Raw genomic sequence first — 16209 nt, 5'->3', positions numbered from 1 at the left:
CAATTCGTTTGCCACCGGGCGTGATTCGTCACCGACGTGTGGGCGTGATTCCGAATGTCGCGCCTCGGGTACCCGTGGCATCGTGGATTTGATGAACGACGCAAGAGAAGCTGTCGAGCACCATCCCGAAGGGGGCAGTCACGTCCAGGACGGCGTGGTCGAGCACCCCGACTCCGATGACTTCAACAACGCCGCCGCGCTACCCACCGACCCGACCTGGTTCAAGCACGCCGTGTTCTACGAGGTGCTGGTCCGCGCGTTCTTCGACGCCAACGCCGACGGCGCCGGTGACCTGCGCGGACTGCTGGGGCAACTGGACTACCTGCAGTGGCTGGGCATCGACTGCATCTGGCTGCCCCCGTTCTACGACTCGCCCCTGCGCGACGGCGGCTATGACATCCGGGACTTCTACAAGGTGCTGCCCGAGTTCGGGACGGTCGAGGATTTCGTCGCGCTGCTCAACGCCGCGCACGAGCGGGGCATCCGCGTGATCACCGACCTTGTGATGAACCACACATCGGATTCGCATCCCTGGTTTCAGGAGTCGCGCCACGACCCCGACGGCCCCTACGGCGACTACTACGTGTGGAGCGACACCAGCGAGCGCTACACCGACGCCCGGATCATCTTCATCGACACCGAGGAGTCCAACTGGACCTTCGACCCGGTGCGAAAGCAGTTCTACTGGCACCGGTTCTTCTCGCACCAGCCGGACCTGAACTACGAAAACCCGGCGGTGCAGGAAGCCATGATCGACGTGCTCCGGTTCTGGCTCGGCCTCGGCATCGACGGGTTCCGGCTCGACGCGGTGCCCTACCTGTTCGAACGGGAGGGCACCAACTGCGAGAACCTGCCGGAGACGCACGCCTTCCTCAAGCGCGTCCGCAAGGTCATCGACGACGAATTCCCGGGGCGGGTGCTGCTGGCCGAGGCCAACCAGTGGCCGGCCGACGTCGTCGAGTACTTCGGCGAGCCCAGCACCGGCGGCGACGAATGCCACATGGCGTTTCACTTCCCGCTGATGCCGCGCATCTTCATGGCGGTCCGCCGGGAGTCGCGGTTCCCGATTTCGGAGATCCTGGCCCAGACGCCCGAGATCCCCGACATGGCCCAGTGGGGGATCTTCCTACGCAACCACGACGAGTTGACGCTGGAAATGGTCACCGACGAAGAGCGCGACTACATGTACTCCGAGTACGCCAAGGATCCGCGGATGAAGGCGAACGTCGGCATCCGCCGCCGCCTGGCGCCGCTGCTGGACAACGACCGCAACCAGATCGAGCTGTTCACCGCGCTGCTGCTGTCGCTGCCCGGCTCGCCGGTCCTGTACTACGGTGACGAGATCGGCATGGGCGACGTGATCTGGTTGGGAGACCGCGACGGGGTGCGCACCCCGATGCAGTGGACACCGGACCGCAACGCCGGCTTCTCCAAGGCCAACCCCGGCCGGTTGTACCTGCCGCCCAGCCAGGACTCCGTCTACGGCTATCAGGCGGTCAACGTGGAGGCCCAGCGGGACACCTCCACATCGCTGCTCAACTTCACCCGCACGATGCTGGCCGTGCGGCGCCGCCACGAGGCCTTCGCCATCGGGAGTTTCGAAGAACTGGGCGGCTCGAACCCGTCGGTGCTGGCGTTCCTGCGGCAGGTGGCCGCTGGAGACGAAGCCGGCGACACCGTGCTGTGCGTCAACAACCTGTCGCGGTTCCCGCAGCCGATCGAACTGAATCTGCAGCATTGGAGCGGTTGCACGCCGGTCGAGCTGACCGGGCACGTGGAGTTTCCGCGCATCGGTCACCTGCCCTATCTGCTGACGCTGCCGGGACACGGGTTCTATTGGTTCCGGCTGACCGGATGCGAGGAGGATGCATGACGATCACTCGCGCCGGCGTCAATCCAGGCAAGAAAGAGGAGCGGCGCCCATGACTTCCCCGGAGAAATTGCCCTGGTCCGAGTGGCTTCCACAGCAACGTTGGTACGCCGGGCGCAACCGCGAACTGTCCGGCGCCGAGCCGAGCGTTGTCGTACCGCTGCGCGACGACCTTGACCTTGTTCTCGTCGACGCCTCCTACGCCGACGGTTCTCGCGACCGCTACCAGGTGATCGTGCAGTGGGATGCCGGCCCGGTCTCCGAGTACAGCAACGTCGCCACCATCGGCGCCGCCGACGACCGGACCGGTTTCGACGCGATGTACGACGCCGAGGCGCCGCAGTTCCTGCTGTCCCTCCTCGACTCGTCGGCCGTGCGCGGCGCCTCGGGCGTCGAGGTGAGATTCGCCAAGGAGCCCGACGTCGAGCTGCCGCTGGAGGCGATGGCGCACGTGTCCGACGCCGAGCAGTCCAACACGAGCGTCATCTTCGACCGGGACGCGATCTTCAAGGTGTTCCGCCGCGTCAGCAGCGGCATCAACCCCGACATCGAGCTCAACCGCGTGCTGGGCCGCGCGGGCAACCCGCACGTCGCCCGGCTGCTGGGCACCTACGAGATGACGGGCCCCGGCGACGAGACGTGGCCGCTGGGCATGGTGACCGAGTTCGCCGCCAACGCCGCGGAAGGCTGGGCGATGGCCAGCGCCAGCGTGCGCGACCTGTTCGCCGAGGCCGATCTGTACGCGTACGAGGTCGGCGGCGACTTCGCCGGCGAGTCCTTCCGCCTCGGCGAAGCCGTGGCATCGGTGCACGCCACCCTGGCGGAGACCCTCGGCACCGCGCAGGGGGTCTTCCCGGTGGAGAACGTGCTGGCGCGGCTGTCGTCGACCGTCGCCCTGGTTCCCGAGCTCGGGAAGTGGGCGGCGACCATCGACGAGCGATTCGGCAAGCTGGAAGCCGAGACGATCACCGTGCAGCGCATCCACGGCGACCTGCACCTGGGCCAGGTGCTGCGCACCCCGGAGAGCTGGTTGCTCATCGACTTCGAGGGCGAACCGGGGCAGCCGCTTGAGGAGCGCCGCGCGCCCGATTCGCCGCTGCGCGACGTGGCCGGCGTCCTGCGGTCATTCGAGTACGCCGCCTACGGGCCGTTGGTGGACCAGGCCGACGACAAGCAGTTGGCGGCCCGGGCCCGCGAATGGGTCGATCGCAACCGCACCGCGTTCTGCGACGGCTACGCGGCGGCTTCCGGGATCGACCCCCGCGATTCGGCGCAGCTGCTGGCGGCCTACGAGCTGGACAAGGCCGTGTACGAGGCCGGCTACGAGGCGCGACACCGGCCCGGCTGGCTGCCGATCCCGTTGCGCTCCATCGCGCGCCTGACCGGCGTCTGAGCGGCGATCGCAAGCGCGGCGTAGCCGGGCGCAGCGGGTCGCCGCCATCTGCGTAGCGGCGATCGCAAGCGCGGCGTAGCCGGGCGCAGCGGGTCGCCGCCATCTGCTCCGCGCTGCGCGCAGTGCTGCCGTCTGGAACCATGTCGGTGTGCCGAACGAGATCAACAACAGCGAGTCACGGTTGTCATGGGTGCTGGCGGTGCTGGCGGGGATCCTGGGAGCGACGGCCTTCACCCATTCCGCCGGCTACTTCGTGACGTTCATGACGGGCAACGCCCAGCGGGCCATGCTCGGGTATTTCCGCGGCGACGTGTTGCTGTCGGTGACGGCGGGCGTGTTGATCGTGTGCTTTGTCTCCGGCGTCGTGATCGCCTCGGTGTGCCGGCGGCATTTCTGGGTGGCGCACCCGCACGGGCCGACGGTGCTGACGACGTTCAGCCTGGCGGCGGCCACCATGGTGGACGTGATCGACGAGGGCTGGGAAGAGAATCTGCTCGATTTCGCGCCGATCATGTTGGTGGCCTTCGGCATTGGGGCCCTGAACACATCGTTCGTCAAGGACGGCGAGGTGTCGGTCTCGCTCAGCTACGTGACCGGGACGCTGGTCAAGATGGGCCAGGGCATCGAACGCCACATCGCCGGTGGGACGGCGGCGGAATGGCTGGGCTATTTTCTGCTGTTCGCCAGCTTCGTGGTGGGCGCAACCGTCGGCGGCTTCATCAGCCTGTTCGTCAACGGCACGTGGATGCTGGTGGTGGCCACGGTCGTGTGCGCCCTGACCACCGGCTACACGTACTTCCACTCCGATCGGCGCGCCCTGCTCGAAGCGGGTGAGAAAGAGCATCGGCAGTAGCGCTGACCGGTGCGCTACTGCCGATGCTGGTTCGTCGGGTTCTAGGTGGCGGGTTGTGCCGGCTGTGCCGGTTGCGCCGGTGGCGCGGTGGTGTTGCTGGCCAGCAGGACCTGCTGCATGTCGGGCTTCATGGCCATCAGCTGCTGGTTCCAGTAGGGCCAGGAGTGTGTGCCGTTGGCCGGGAAGTTGAACACGCCGTTGCGCCCGCCCGCGGCCGCATAGTTGTTCTGGAACTGCTCGTTGGTGCGCAGCGTGAGCCCTTCTAAGAACTTGGCCGGCATGTTGTCGCCGCCCAGGTCGCTGGGAGCGCCGTTACCGCAGTAGATCCAGATGCGGGTGTTGTTGGCGACCAGCCGCGGAATCTGGACCATCGGGTCGTTGCGCTTCCACGCCGGGTCGGTGGACGGACCCCACATGCTGTTGGCGTTGTAACCGCCCGCGTCGTTCATCGCCAGACCGATCAGGGTGGGCCACCAACCCTCGGACGGGTTCAGGAAGCCCGACAACGCGGCGGCGTAGGGGAACTGTTGCGGGTAGTAGGCGGCCAGGATCAGCGCCGAGCCACCCGACATCGACAGCCCCACCGCGGCGTTGCCCGCGGGGGAGATCTGCTTGTTGGCCTGCATCCACAGCGGCATTTCCTGGGTCAGGAACGTCTCCCACTTGTAGGTGTAGTTCTGCCCGTTGCCCGACGACGGCTGGTACCAGTTGCTGTAGAAGCTGGACTGGCCGCCGACCGGCATGATCACCGACAGGCCGGACTGATAGAACTCGTCGAAGGCGGGCGTGTTGATGTCCCAACCGTTGTAGTCGTCCTGCGCGCGCAGGCCGTCCAGCAGGTACACGGCGTGCGCGCCGCCCGGCTGGAACTGGACTTTGATGTTGCGGCCCATCGACGGCGACGGAACCTCGAGGTATTCGACCGGGAGCCCCGGCTTGGAGAAGGCGCTCGCGGCGGGGACGCCTCCGGTGGCGGCGACGAGACCGGACAGCAGGGAGGCCCCCATGGCCGCGATCGCCAGCCGGCGCGGCATGTTCGCCCCCGCGCCACGCAACTTTCGCACCTTTTCGATGAACGACATAGCTCTCTACCCATCCCAACTTTCATCTGCCGCACCATGCGGTGGAATCTGTTCTCGGGGAGTGAAACACAGGAAGTGGGCCGGAATCGGTTGTCGCGGCCGCAGCGACAGATCGCGGTTGGCTAACGATTGGGAGTCGGCCAGAAATCATCACATTCGGGTCACGATCGACTCTCGGAACCATGCCGGCATCTTGCGGGGTAACAGCGCATCCGCTATCACGCGCGCCGGCGCCCTAGGCGACCAGGCGACGCAAAAGCGTTGACGCCGCGGCGATTCCGAGCACCGCTGCGATCACCAGCACGACGATGCCGACCGGATTGAAGGGAGTTCCGATCAGTAGTGCCCGCAGCACGTCGACCTCGTAACTGACCGGGTTGACCTTGCTCAGCGCGCGCAGCCACGCCGGCATCACGTCAACGGGGTACAGCGCGTTGGAGGCGAAGAACAAGGGCATCGTGATCGCCTGCCCGATCCCCATCAGGCGATCGCGGTTGCGCACCAGGCCGGCCAGCGTCATCGACAGGCAGGCGAAGAACGCGGCGCCGAGCATGACGACGCCCATCGCCGCCACGATCCGCAGAGGATTGATCGTCAGGCCGACACGCATCAGGTACGCCAGCGCCAGCACGCCGACGACCTGGGCCACCGAACGCACGCCGGCCGCGAACGCCTTGCCGGTGATCAGCGCCGAAGCCGGGGCGGGCGTCACCATGAGTTTGGCGAGCACGCCGGCGTCGCGGTCCCAAATGATCTGTATCCCATAGAAAATGGAGATGAACAGCGCCGACTGGGCGATGATGCCGGGCGCCAGGAACGCCAGATACGACACCGAACCGGTGGCGATCACGTGCAAGTGGCTGAAGGTGGTACCGAAAATCAGCAGCCACAGCGCCGGCTGCACCATCCGGGTGACGAGTTCGGTCCGGTCGTGTTGCAGCTTCTGCAACTCGACGATCGCGAAGGCCCCGATGCGGCTGGACAGCGCGCCGACCCGCTGCCATCCGCGCGGCGCACGCAGCAGTGTTCCGGCCGTCGCACGCTCAACCGACACGGCGCGCCACCTTTCTGCTGGAACGGATGTCACGGATGGATTCCTCCGGCGATTCCGCCTCGTCGTCCAAACCCGTTGCCGCGTAATGGCGGAACACATCCTCGAGCGTGGCGCCCGACGACCCCTTGGATATCCGGGCTTTCAGTTCATCGGGCGCGCCGACGGCGCGGAGCGCGCCGTGGTGCATCAGCGCCACCCGGTCGCACAGCGCGTCGGCTTCTTCCATGTAGTGGGTGGTCAGCAGGACCGTCATGCCGAACTGCGCCTGCATCTTTCGCACCTGCGACCACACGCCGTCGCGCGCGATGGGATCCAGTCCCACGGTCGGTTCGTCCAGCACCAGCAGCGACGGGCGGTTGACCAGCGCCTGCGCCACCTCGAGACGGCGGACCATGCCGCCGGAGTAGGCCGACGCCATCCGCTCGGCCACGTCCACCAGGTCCATGGCGACCAGCGCCTGCTCGACGCGATCGGAGCGCTCGGCGCGCGGCACGCCGTACAACCGCGCGAACCACTCCACGTTCTGCCGGCCGGTCAAGGCGGGCTCGATCGAAAGCTGTTGCGGCACATAGCCGATATTGCTTCTGATGTCGGTGGTATGGCGGCGCGCGTCCATGCCGAAGATGTGCAGCTCACCCTGCTGCACCGGCGCCAACGTGGTCAGCATCCGGACCATGGTCGTCTTCCCGGCGCCATTGGGCCCCAGCAGGCCCATGGTTTCGCCGGGCCGGACGTGCAATGTCACGTCATCGACGGCGGTGAACTGGCCGTAGCGGTAGGTCAGGTGCCGGGCGTCGATGGCCATCGGCAGTGCCGCGCTCATGGTCGCCGCTCCTGAAGCATTCGGGTCATCATGTCGAGGACCTCCAATCCCTTTGCCAAGGACTCGATTTCGTCGCCGTCGAGTTCGTCGAGCAGCTCGGATAGCAGGTCTCGGCGCGCGGCGCGGGACGCGTCCAGGAGCTGCTGGGCAGGCTCGGCGAGCTGAAGCTGGCACACCCGTCGGTCGCTGTCCCCGGCGGTGCGGCAAAGCAGCCCGTCGGACACCAGCTTGGTGACCAGGGTCGAGGCGGTATTGGGGACCAGCCCGAGCTCGGCGGCGGCGGCGCCGACCGAGATCCCCGGACGCCGCCCGACCAGCCACAGCAGCTCGGACTGCGATTCGGAGAGCCGCGGCGAATCGAACGCGCGCCCGGCCGACCGGCGCAGTTGCCGCCGGAACCGGCCGACCACGCCGAACAGGTCGGCGGCGACATCGGTGCGTGACTTCACTTCCGCCATGATACCTCTGTAGCCGAGCTATTTATGTGGGGAAGCTCCGCGGACGGTATGTACCCGCTACCTGGGCAGGCGATGCAGGGCGACCTCGGTCACGGCGCCGCCGTCGACCTCGGCGATCATGTACGTGCAGAACGGCTGGCGCCGCCGATCCGTGGGCGATCCCGGATTGAGCAGGCGCAATCCGGTCCCGGTGGTGCTGTCCCAGGGGATGTGGCTGTGCCCGAACACCAACACCTCGGTGCCCGGGTACAGCCGTGACATGCGGGCCTCGCGCCCGGCCGCGGCGCCGGTCTCGTGGGTGACCGTGAACCGCACACCCCCCAGGGTCACGTCCGCGCGCTCGGGGAGCCGGGCCCGCAGTTCCGGGCCGTCGTTGTTACCCCAGCACCCCACCAGCCTGGCCGCCCTGCTGTCGAGGCGGTCGAGAAATTCCGGCGCTATCCAGTCGCCGGCGTGGATGACGACGTCGGCCCCGGCCACCTCGTCCCACACCGGTGCGGGCAGGTCGCGGGCGCGCTTGGGGATATGGGTGTCGGCGATCAGCAGCAGCCTCACGGACCCATTGTGAGCGAAATTCTGGGTAGTCCACGGCTGAAAGAGGAGGAATCACATGACATCGCGATTGAGCACGACGCTGCACACCTCGTTCGAGGACGCGGTGGAGCGGACCACAAAGGCACTAGCCGACCAGGGTTTCGGAGTGCTGACGACGATCGACGTGAAGGCCACGCTGAAGCAGAAGCTCGGCGAGGAGATGGAGAACTATCTCATCCTGGGCGCCTGCAACCCCGCGCTGGCGCATCGCGCGCTGGGCATCGACCGCCAGATCGGACAGTTATTGCCGTGCAACGTGGTGGTGCGCTCCGACCCCGCCGGTGACGGCGATGCGGTGTTGATCGAGGCCATGGATCCCCAGCTGATGGTCAACGTGACCGGCGAGGCGGGGGCGTTGCAGGAGGTCGCGGATCAGGCCACGGCCAGGCTGCAAGCGGCGATCGGCGCACTCGGGTAGCGGACGCGTGGTCAGCCGCGCTCATTGCGGGCTTCGGCGCCCGTTTCGCCGGCATCGAAGGAGTCATCGGAGCCCGCGGCACCCACATACGAACCGTCTTCTTCGCCCGCGGCCGCGCGGGACCGAGCCTGGTGGGTGTCGGGTTCCACGTCGTCCTCGGCCTTGTGGCCCTTGCGATCTGGCATGGTAATTCCCTTTCTGAAGCCCGCGGCATCGAAGACTTCGCGCGGCGGCTGCTCACAGTCGGGTTCCCCCGACAGCCCGCGCGAAACGGGGAACGCGCGGGGATCGCCGCCCGGTCGGCTGCCGCGCCACGATGTCGCTATTGTTAGCAGCCGAAACCAAGGAGAACACGCCATGCGCACCTTCGAATCAGTCGCCGACCTCACCGCAGCCGCGGGAGAGGCCCTGGGTCACAGTGACTGGGTCACCATCACCCAGGAAGACGTCAACCTGTTCGCCGACGCGACCGGCGATCACCAGTGGATCCACGTCGACCCGGAGCGAGCCGCGTCCGGCCCGTTCGGCAAAACCATCGCCCACGGTTTCATGACCCTGGCGCTGCTGCCGCAGCTGCAGCACCAGATCTACACCGTCAACGGCATCAAGCTCGCAATCAACTACGGGCTCAACAAGGTTCGTTTCCCCGCGCCGGTTCCGGTCGGCTCGCGGGTGCGCGCGCAGAGTTCGTTGGTCAGCGTCGACGACGTGGGCAACGGCGCCGTGCAGGCGACCCTCTCGACCACCGTCGAGATCGAGGGGTCGGCCAGGCCGGCGTGCGTGGCCGAGAGCGTCGTCCGCTTCGTCGCCTGAAACGCGCGTCGAACGTCGACCTGTTGCGGTGAAACCGGCTTCTCCGCACAACAAGTCGACGTTCGGCGTCAGAATTCGGCGACCGCGCGTTCCAGGCGTTCGGCCAGCCGCGCCTGGGCTTCGGCCCGCCGGGTGGGGATATGCGCCGACGGGAAAGGCGTTGTCACGGGCTCGTATTCGCGCAGGGTGCGGCGGGCCACCGTCATCTTGTGCAGCTCGGTGGCGCCGTCGGCGATGCCCAGCGACTCGGCGGCGACCATCATCTTGACGAACGGCATCTCGTCGGAGACGCCGAGCGCACCGTGCAGGTGCATGGCCCGCTGCGCGACGTCGTGGAGCACCTGCGGCATGGCGACCTTCACCGCCGCGATATCGCGCCGCACCTTCTGGTAGTCGTGGTGCTTGTCGATCAGCCACGCGGTGCGCAGCACCAGCAGCCGGAACTGCTCGATCTGGATCCAGCTGTCGGCGATCTTCTCCTGGGTCATCTGGAAATCGGCGAGCCGCCCGTGCCGGGTTTTGCGGGACACCGCCCGTTCACACATCATGTCGAAGGCGCTGCGCGCCAACGCTATTGTGCGCATCGCGTGGTGAATCCGCCCCCCGCCGAGCCTGGTCTGCGCGATCATGAACGCCTGCCCCTCGCCGCCGAGCACGTGATCGGCGGGCACCCGCACGTCGTGGTAGCGGACGTAGCCGTGAGTGGCCCGCTGTGATGATTCGGCTCCGACACCGACATTGCGCACGATCTCGATGCCCGGCGTCTCGGCCGGAACGATGAACAGCGACATCTTGTCGTAGGTGCGGGCTTCGGCGTTGGTGACCGCCATGACGATGAAGAACGACGCGTGTTTGGCGTTGGTGGAGAACCACTTTTCGCCGTTGATGACCCAGTAGTCGCCGTCGCGGGTGGCCGCGGTGACGAACTGTCCCGGGTCGGAGCCGCCCTGCGGTTCGGTCATCGAATAGCAGGAGGTGATTTCGCCGTCCAGCAGCGGCTGCAGATAGCGGGCCTTCTGCTCGTCGGTGCCGAACAGCGCGAGGATCTCGGCGTTGCCGGAGTCCGGCGCCTGACAGCCGAATACCGATGGGGCCCAACGGGATCGCCCGAGGATCTCGTTGAGCAGCGCCAGTTTGACCTGACCGAAGCCCTGGCCGCCCAACTCGGGGCGCAGGTGTGCGGCCCACAGCCCCTGGTCCTTCACCTGCTGCTGCAAGGGCCGCAGGACGGCCATCATCTCGGCGTTCTTTTTGTCGTAGGGGTCCAGCGCGACCAGGTCGAGCGGTTCCAGCTCCTCGGCCATGAACTTTTCGACCCAGTCCAGCTTCGCCTGGTATTCGGGGTCAGTTTCGAAGTCCCACACCGTGGCCACCATTCCCCGGCGCCGCACCGCGCCGGACTCGTTGCTGAAGCCACCCCATCCTAGAGCGGGGCGGACGACGATCAGGTCTCGCCGCGGGTGTCGATCACGCGTTGGGCGACGTCGGTGAGCTTGGTCTGGCTCTCCTGAGACAGCCGGCGCAGCAACTCGAAGGCGCGTACGTCGTCGACGCCGTAGCGCTCCATGATGATGCCCTTGGCCTGTCCGATTCGGTCGCGCGATGACAGGGCGGATTGCATCTGCTGTCCGTGGCGCCCGGCCATGATCGCCGAGGCGGCATGCGCGGCGAACACCGACCCGATGGTCTCCGCTTCGGTGTCCCACACTTTGGGCCGGAAGCTGAACAGGTTCAGGGCACCGGCGGTGCGCTCGGCGGTGTACAGCTTGAACGACAGGCTGCTCAGCACCCCGTGCTCGACGGCCGCCGGGGCGTACTTGGGCCAGCGCGGTTCGTCGCGGAGGTCGTCGCTGCGCACGATCGTTTCTTTCAGGGCGGCGTCGTGGCAGGGGCCCTCGGAGAATTCGTGCTGCAATTTGTCGAGCTGCGCCACCAGGCTGTGGGTGTCCGCGACCGATTCGAACTCCCCACCGGCCTTGAGCAGCAGCACTCCCGCGATATCGGTGGCCGGTATCAGCTCGACCGCGGCGGTGGTCACGTCGGCGAGGACGTCATCGAGCGAGCGTGGGGTGGCGATCTCGCGGGCGAGTTCGGCAATGCGTACGGCTAACCCGTGCTTCGAGGCCGGGTCCAAAGAGTCCATACGGGCGCATTCTCCACGATGTCTTCCCGACGCGTAACCCCGGCAATCGTCGGCCCCTGCTCGACGGCCGGGGGCCGGGAAGTTGCGGTGCCCTCAGTTTGGCGTCATAGGCCCCGGGTATCCGGCGTCGACCAGCCAGATCTCGATCCCCCAGGGAGGCCCCAGTGTTTGTGCACAACAAAGATCTTCAATTCGAGGTACGGGTCGACCGGCCCGACCCTCGCTTCGCGTCGCTGCTGATGGAACAGTTCGGCGGCGCCAACGGCGAACTCACCGCGGCGCTGCAGTACTTCACCCAGGCGTTTGTGCTGCGCCAGAAGAACCCGAAGATGTATGACCTGTTCATGGATATCGCGACCGAGGAGCTCAGCCACCTCGAGATGGTCGGATCGATGATCACCATGCTGCTCGACGGGCTCAACGACAATCTCAAGATTGCCAATGAGAAATGCGATTGGATGCCGGCGGTGGCCAGCGGCGACGGCCGGGACAGCATCATCAACCAGGTGGCGGTCAACCCGCTGTTCCTGGTGCTCAGCGGCGGCGGGCCGGACGTCAAGGACTCCGCGGGCAACAACTGGACCGGAGCGTTCATCGATGCCAACGGCGACCCGACGGTGGACCTGCGCAACAACTTGGCCGCCGAAACCCGGGCCAAGGTTGTCTACGAGTACCTCAAGCAGTTCACCGACGACCCCGGTGTGCAGGACACCCTGACCTTTCTGATGACCCGCGAGGTCGCGCACTATCAGCAGTTCACCGCGGCGCTCAACGAGCTGCCGGTGAATTTCCCGCCCGGAGCGCTGCCGGGCGACCCACGTTTCCAAAACGTGGCGTTCAACATGTCCAGCGGGGGTGGCAAACCCACCCGCGGGCCGTGGAACCAGGGGCAAGGACCATGGCCCGAGGGCATGAAATGGCAGTACGTGGAAAAGCCCGAGGAACAGTGGCTCGGCGGCAAGACCCGGAAGAACACGGGAGCACAACAAAACCCCGAGGGCTCGCCGGCCGTCGAGGCCGAGAAGCCGTTCACCCACGAACAGCACACGCCCACAGGTTAATTGGAGACGAAGTGGCCGGGCGCCTCGATGGAGACGCCCGGCCACCGTCGTTGCCGCGTCAGTGCATCTGCGGGTCCGGCGGATTGTCCTCGCCGCGGCCGGTCAACGCGTCCCGGACGTGGTCGACGATCGCCGCTCCCACCCCCATCGTTTTCAGCACGGTGGGGTTCGGCGGCGTATCCGGGTGCGGCCGCGTCGGAGCGATCTTCTTTGCCTGCTCTAGCTTTTCGCCGATCTTTTCCAAATCCGCACGGCTGAGCACGGTTTCGACCTCCGGCCACACCTCGTTTTGTTCGTAGGCGATGTGTTCGCGGCCCGCCTTGACGAATTCCTGCAGTGCCTCGTGGTAATCCGGCTCACCGGGCTTGCCGTCCTCGAGACGTTGCAGCAGCTTCTTTCCGGCCTGCTCCTGCTCGATCGCCTTGTCGACGAGTCCATCGCCGATCGCGTCGCGCACCGCCGGCCAAAAGAACTGTTCCTCGATCGCTTCGTGCTGGGACTCGGCGATGATGAGGTTGTTCACCATCGTTTCCAAGCCGCTCGCCTGCGCGCCGGAGCCTGACGGCGCCCCGTCGAGCGTCTCCAACAGACCGAGCACGCTTTTGTGGTCCTGACGAAGAAAAGTGATTGCGTCCATGCCTTGCCTTCCAATTGGGCTGTCCCTCGAAGTTGCGTGCGGATACCCGGGCCGGGGGCTTCGAAACAGCTTTGAATCGCTAGGGGCCCGACGTTCGTTCAGCGCAACTTCGGCAGGACGTCGGTGCGGTAGAAGTCGATGGCGGCGATCGGATCGTCTTGGGCAAAGTGCAGGAAGGGGACGGCGCCGGCGTCGAGCACCCGCTGCACGGCGCTGATGTGGGGGGCCGGGTCGGTGCCGATGGTCCAGCCGGCCAACACCTTGTCGATGGGGTTGGACTGGGCCGCGCGCTGGATCTCTACGGGATTGGGCTGGTCGACGGCACCGGCCGTGAAACGCCACAGTGCCGCGGCGCGGGCCGCCGCGGCACTGTCGCCGACGACCGCGAACAATTCGGCGCGTTTCCCCAATGTGGCCATGTCGCGCCCGGCGGCCCGCGCTCCGGCACCGAAGGCCGCCAACAGTTTTGGGTTCGTCACGTCGTCGGCCTGGGTGATCCAACCGTCCCCGTACTGCCCGGCCAGTTTCGCGCTCTTCGGGCCGCCGGCCGCCACGAAGATCGGCGGCGGTGTGGCCGGCACGTCGTAGAGCTTCAACGAGTTCGTCTGAAAGTACCGGCTGGAGAAGGAGATTCGCGATCCGCTCCACAACCGGCGGATCAGGTCGATCGCCTCGGCGAGCCGGTCATGGCGCTCGGCGTAGTTGCCGTAGGCGTTGGTGGTGGCTTGTTCGTTGAGTCGCTCGCCGGTGCCGACTCCCAGAAACACCCTGCCCGGGTTGAGGATTGCCAGGGAGGCGAAGGCCTGAGCCACCGTGGCGGGGTGGTAGCGGTAGGTGGGGCAGGTCACTCCGGTGCCGAACGAGATCCGGCTGGTGGCGCTGCCGACCAGCGCCAGCGTGAGCCACGGGAACATCGAATGGCCTTCGTTGTCCTGCCACGGCTGAATGTGGTCGCTGGCCCACACGTAGTGAAAGCCGGCCTCTTCGGCCGCCTGGGCCTGTGCCACCAGCCGGTCGGTGCGGAACTGCTCGTGGGAAAGCACGAACCCCACGCCCTTGCCCTGCGGCGGTGGCGGGCCGGTGGACTTGCCGCGGCCGGCGCCCGGTTTCGCGCAGCCGCCCGACAGGCCGACGGAGCCGAGCATGCCCGCGCCGGCAGCCGCCCGCCCGAACGCTCGCCGAGAGATGCCGGTCACGCGGGTTCGCATACCCGCCCCGCATCGCCTCACACACCCACTAGCCTGTCGTGGATGACCCCCCACGTCCGCCCGGCGCTCAAGGCCGACGTCCGCGAGCTGTCGCGCACCCTGGCCCGCGCGTTCTACGACGACCCGGTGATGATCTGGCTGATGCCCGACCAGGACAAGCGCACCGCGCAGCTGACCCGGCTGTTCGCGACGATGACCCACCACCACCATCTGGCGCGCGGCGGCGTGGAGGTGGCCGCCGCCGACTCCGGTATCGGCGCTGCGGCGCTGTGGGATCCGCCCGATCAGTGGCAGGAGACGCCCGGTGCGCAGCTGGCGATGACGCCCACGTTCCTCCGGGTGTTCGGTCTGCGCTCGATGCGCGGGCGCGCGGTCCAGGAATTGATGAAGAGCGTCCACCCCGAGGAACCGCACTGGTATCTGGCTGTCATCGGCAGCGATCCGGCGGTCCGCGGTCAGGGGTTCGGTCAAGCCCTGATGCGGTCGCGGCTGGACCGCTGCGACGCGGAATACTGTCCGGCGTACCTCGAGTCGACCAAACTCGAAAACGTCCCGTATTACGAACGTTTCGGCTTCGCGGTCACCCGCGAGATCGTGCTGCCGGACGACGGCCCGAAGATGTGGGCCATGTGGCGGGCACCGCGGGCCCGCGTTTAGTCACCCGATGCGGCGGGCAACCGTTCGGCATGAGCGATAACCCCCAAGCCGACGATCTGGTAGATCCCGCCGACTTTCCCGAAGAGGGTGGTCCGGGCGACACCCTGAACGCGAGCGAAGGTACCGACTCGGACGAACTGCGCAACGACGACGGCGACATCGTCGTCGATCCCCCCGAGGGCTGGAGCGAGGCCAACCGCTTCGGCGTGACGGCGAGGGAAGAACGAGAGGGCGAATCCCTCGACGATCGACTGGCCGCCGAAGAGCCCGACGTGCCCGATGCCGTCGAGCCGGTCGACGACGGTCCGCGGCGCGCGCAGCGCGGCCAGATCGACGGCACCCCCGAAGACGGCGACTCGCTCTACGACGTGGTCGATGAGTAAATCAGTGCTCGCCTGTTTACTGCAGCCGACGTGATCAGGGAGTGCTCTGCCACCCGGCGATGCCGGTCGCGATCATCCTCAACTGCTTGACGGCGAGCCGGCGGATGTCCTCGGTCGCCTCGATGCTCTGCGAATCCTCGATGGCCTCCGCGATGACGATCATGGCGTTGACGAACAGGGTCGCCAGCACGTTGAGATCCTCGGTGGTCCACTTGTTCAACCCCGGGAAACGCGCCAGGTCGGTGGCCAGCTCGGAGGTGATCAGCCGGATCTCGGTGCGAATGGCGTAGCGCAGCACGGACAGGCCGCTGTTGCGCTCGCGGCCGATGAGCCGCCAGTGTTCGCGCCTGTCGGCGACGCTGGCGACCAGGATCTCGACGGACGACTCGATCACCCGGTTCGGGTCGAGCTTGCCGGCGCGCGCGTCGCGCAGGGTGTCGCGCAGGCTGCGAAACGACTCGTCGATCAGGACCAGGCCGAGTGCCTCCATCGACTCGAAGTGGCGGTAAAACGCCGCCGGCACGATCCCGACCTCGCGGGTCACCTCGCGCAGGCTCAGGCTGGAAAAGCTGCGGTCCTGCAATAGCTTGAGCGCCGCGGCGATGATGGCGCGCCGCGTCGCCTCCTTGCGCTCCTCGCGCGACTGACTTTCCCGCGAGCGTTCGCGTCCGGAGCCGCGCGCCCGTGAGCTAGGAGTACGGCTGTTCACTATGTGAAGCCTACCACATCGGGCCAGTAAACCCTTGACGACCTGGCGGTTGT

General features: G+C 66.9%; 19 protein-coding genes. 8 read left to right on the top strand and 11 right to left on the bottom strand.

Translation table 11 applies throughout. The features are described from left to right. Nucleotides 1-91 precede the first annotated feature (91 nt). From treS to AC0KS4_RS24065, 3 genes are all read left to right on the top strand, one after another. A complete protein-coding gene (treS, locus tag AC0KS4_RS24075; RefSeq protein ID WP_225327274.1) occupies nucleotides 92-1873 on the top strand; it encodes a maltose alpha-D-glucosyltransferase in 1782 nt (593 codons plus the stop codon). 49 nt (nucleotides 1874-1922) lie between these two features. Then, a complete protein-coding gene (locus tag AC0KS4_RS24070; protein ID WP_225327273.1) occupies nucleotides 1923-3263 on the top strand; it encodes a maltokinase N-terminal cap-like domain-containing protein in 1341 nt (446 codons plus the stop codon). A 148-nt stretch (nucleotides 3264-3411) separates the two neighbouring features. Further along, nucleotides 3412-4116 (top strand): YoaK family protein, encoded by a 705-nt coding sequence (locus tag AC0KS4_RS24065; RefSeq protein WP_225327272.1) that lies wholly within the window; start codon nucleotides 3412-3414, stop codon nucleotides 4114-4116. Nucleotides 4117-4157: 41 nt separating this feature from the next. Here AC0KS4_RS24065 and ag85C read toward each other — a convergent pair whose 3' ends face one another. From ag85C to AC0KS4_RS24040, 5 genes are all read right to left on the bottom strand, one after another. Further along, a complete protein-coding gene (gene ag85C, locus AC0KS4_RS24060; RefSeq protein ID WP_238957166.1) occupies nucleotides 4158-5198 on the bottom strand; it encodes an esterase family protein in 1041 nt (346 codons plus the stop codon). 235 nt (nucleotides 5199-5433) lie between these two features. Next, on the bottom strand, nucleotides 5434-6252 hold the full coding sequence (locus tag AC0KS4_RS24055) for an ABC transporter permease (protein WP_225327270.1): 819 nt from the start codon (nucleotides 6250-6252) through the stop codon (nucleotides 5434-5436). Then, the gene (locus AC0KS4_RS24050) at nucleotides 6242-7075 is read right to left on the bottom strand and encodes an ATP-binding cassette domain-containing protein (RefSeq protein WP_238957165.1); all 834 of its coding nucleotides are present in this window, start codon (nucleotides 7073-7075) and stop codon (nucleotides 6242-6244) included. The genes AC0KS4_RS24055 and AC0KS4_RS24050 overlap by 11 nt, the downstream gene beginning before the upstream one ends. Beyond that, the gene (locus AC0KS4_RS24045; RefSeq protein WP_238957164.1) at nucleotides 7072-7533 is read right to left on the bottom strand and encodes a MarR family winged helix-turn-helix transcriptional regulator; all 462 of its coding nucleotides are present in this window, start codon (nucleotides 7531-7533) and stop codon (nucleotides 7072-7074) included. Before AC0KS4_RS24045 ends, AC0KS4_RS24050 begins: the two co-directional genes overlap by 4 nt. A gap of 57 nt (nucleotides 7534-7590) precedes the next feature. Beyond that, nucleotides 7591-8088 (bottom strand): metallophosphoesterase family protein, encoded by a 498-nt coding sequence (locus AC0KS4_RS24040; protein WP_225327267.1) that lies wholly within the window; start codon nucleotides 8086-8088, stop codon nucleotides 7591-7593. Between the two features lie 55 nt (nucleotides 8089-8143). On the opposite strand from AC0KS4_RS24040, the gene AC0KS4_RS24035 reads away from it, so the two are divergent. Then, on the top strand, nucleotides 8144-8545 hold the full coding sequence (locus tag AC0KS4_RS24035) for a DUF302 domain-containing protein (protein WP_225327266.1): 402 nt from the start codon (nucleotides 8144-8146) through the stop codon (nucleotides 8543-8545). 11 nt (nucleotides 8546-8556) lie between these two features. Here the strand turns inward: AC0KS4_RS24035 and AC0KS4_RS24030 are convergent, their stop codons facing one another. Next, nucleotides 8557-8730 carry a hypothetical protein gene (locus tag AC0KS4_RS24030; RefSeq protein ID WP_225327265.1) on the bottom strand — a complete coding sequence of 58 codons (174 nt, stop codon included), beginning with the start codon at nucleotides 8728-8730 and terminating at the stop codon, nucleotides 8557-8559. Between the two features lie 172 nt (nucleotides 8731-8902). Between AC0KS4_RS24030 and AC0KS4_RS24025 the strand changes: the two genes are divergently transcribed. Then, nucleotides 8903-9358, top strand: coding sequence for a MaoC family dehydratase (locus AC0KS4_RS24025; RefSeq protein ID WP_238957163.1), 456 nt, complete (start codon nucleotides 8903-8905; stop codon nucleotides 9356-9358). 68 nt (nucleotides 9359-9426) lie between these two features. On the opposite strand, the gene AC0KS4_RS24020 is transcribed toward AC0KS4_RS24025, so the two are convergent. Then, a complete protein-coding gene (locus AC0KS4_RS24020; protein WP_238957417.1) occupies nucleotides 9427-10722 on the bottom strand; it encodes an acyl-CoA dehydrogenase family protein in 1296 nt (431 codons plus the stop codon). Nucleotides 10723-10802: 80 nt separating this feature from the next. Next, a complete protein-coding gene (locus tag AC0KS4_RS24015; RefSeq protein ID WP_225327263.1) occupies nucleotides 10803-11501 on the bottom strand; it encodes a GAF and ANTAR domain-containing protein in 699 nt (232 codons plus the stop codon). 164 nt (nucleotides 11502-11665) lie between these two features. Between AC0KS4_RS24015 and AC0KS4_RS24010 the strand changes: the two genes are divergently transcribed. Further along, on the top strand, nucleotides 11666-12562 hold the full coding sequence (locus AC0KS4_RS24010; protein ID WP_225327262.1) for a manganese catalase family protein: 897 nt from the start codon (nucleotides 11666-11668) through the stop codon (nucleotides 12560-12562). Nucleotides 12563-12620: 58 nt separating this feature from the next. Here the strand turns inward: AC0KS4_RS24010 and AC0KS4_RS24005 are convergent, their stop codons facing one another. Continuing rightward, on the bottom strand, nucleotides 12621-13199 hold the full coding sequence (locus tag AC0KS4_RS24005; RefSeq protein ID WP_225327261.1) for a hemerythrin domain-containing protein: 579 nt from the start codon (nucleotides 13197-13199) through the stop codon (nucleotides 12621-12623). Nucleotides 13200-13297: 98 nt separating this feature from the next. Beyond that, nucleotides 13298-14395 carry a F420-dependent hydroxymycolic acid dehydrogenase gene (locus AC0KS4_RS24000; RefSeq protein WP_238957162.1) on the bottom strand — a complete coding sequence of 366 codons (1098 nt, stop codon included), beginning with the start codon at nucleotides 14393-14395 and terminating at the stop codon, nucleotides 13298-13300. A 54-nt stretch (nucleotides 14396-14449) separates the two neighbouring features. Here AC0KS4_RS24000 and AC0KS4_RS23995 point away from each other — a divergent pair, with 54 nt between their 5' ends. Both AC0KS4_RS23995 and AC0KS4_RS23990 read left to right on the top strand, forming a co-directional pair. Further along, entirely contained in the window at nucleotides 14450-15064 is a 615-nt protein-coding gene (locus AC0KS4_RS23995) for a GNAT family N-acetyltransferase (protein WP_238957161.1), read from the top strand. A gap of 29 nt (nucleotides 15065-15093) precedes the next feature. Further along, nucleotides 15094-15447, top strand: a complete 354-nt coding sequence (locus AC0KS4_RS23990; protein ID WP_238957160.1) for a hypothetical protein — start codon at nucleotides 15094-15096, stop codon at nucleotides 15445-15447. 34 nt (nucleotides 15448-15481) lie between these two features. Here AC0KS4_RS23990 and AC0KS4_RS23985 read toward each other — a convergent pair whose 3' ends face one another. Then, nucleotides 15482-16156 carry a TetR family transcriptional regulator gene (locus tag AC0KS4_RS23985; RefSeq protein ID WP_225327257.1) on the bottom strand — a complete coding sequence of 225 codons (675 nt, stop codon included), beginning with the start codon at nucleotides 16154-16156 and terminating at the stop codon, nucleotides 15482-15484. Nucleotides 16157-16209 lie beyond the last annotated feature (53 nt).

This window comes from Mycobacterium sp. NTMscope_MAC_12, assembly GCF_976985675.1.
The sequence above is the reverse complement of the archived record's forward strand: the minus strand, read 5'-3'. Positions and strand labels throughout refer to the sequence as shown.

Bases quoted from the DNA above. Each gene is read 5' to 3' on its own strand.
- treS (WP_225327274.1), top strand. From the start codon at position 92: ATGAACGACGCAAGAGAAGCTGTCGAGCACCATCCCGAAGGGGGCAGT.
- AC0KS4_RS23995 (WP_238957161.1), top strand. From the start codon at position 14,450: ATGACCCCCCACGTCCGCCCGGCGCTCAAGGCCGACGTCCGCGAGCTG.
- AC0KS4_RS24045 (WP_238957164.1), bottom strand. From the start codon at position 7,533: ATGGCGGAAGTGAAGTCACGCACCGATGTCGCCGCCGACCTGTTCGGC.
- AC0KS4_RS24005 (WP_225327261.1), bottom strand. From the start codon at position 13,199: ATGGACGCAATCACTTTTCTTCGTCAGGACCACAAAAGCGTGCTCGGT.
- AC0KS4_RS24070 (WP_225327273.1), top strand. From the start codon at position 1,923: ATGACTTCCCCGGAGAAATTGCCCTGGTCCGAGTGGCTTCCACAGCAA.
- AC0KS4_RS24050 (WP_238957165.1), bottom strand. From the start codon at position 7,075: ATGAGCGCGGCACTGCCGATGGCCATCGACGCCCGGCACCTGACCTAC.
- AC0KS4_RS24025 (WP_238957163.1), top strand. From the start codon at position 8,903: ATGCGCACCTTCGAATCAGTCGCCGACCTCACCGCAGCCGCGGGAGAG.
- AC0KS4_RS24035 (WP_225327266.1), top strand. From the start codon at position 8,144: ATGACATCGCGATTGAGCACGACGCTGCACACCTCGTTCGAGGACGCG.
- AC0KS4_RS24015 (WP_225327263.1), bottom strand. From the start codon at position 11,501: ATGGACTCTTTGGACCCGGCCTCGAAGCACGGGTTAGCCGTACGCATT.
- AC0KS4_RS24030 (WP_225327265.1), bottom strand. From the start codon at position 8,730: ATGCCAGATCGCAAGGGCCACAAGGCCGAGGACGACGTGGAACCCGAC.
- AC0KS4_RS23990 (WP_238957160.1), top strand. From the start codon at position 15,094: ATGAGCGATAACCCCCAAGCCGACGATCTGGTAGATCCCGCCGACTTT.
- ag85C (WP_238957166.1), bottom strand. From the start codon at position 5,198: ATGTCGTTCATCGAAAAGGTGCGAAAGTTGCGTGGCGCGGGGGCGAAC.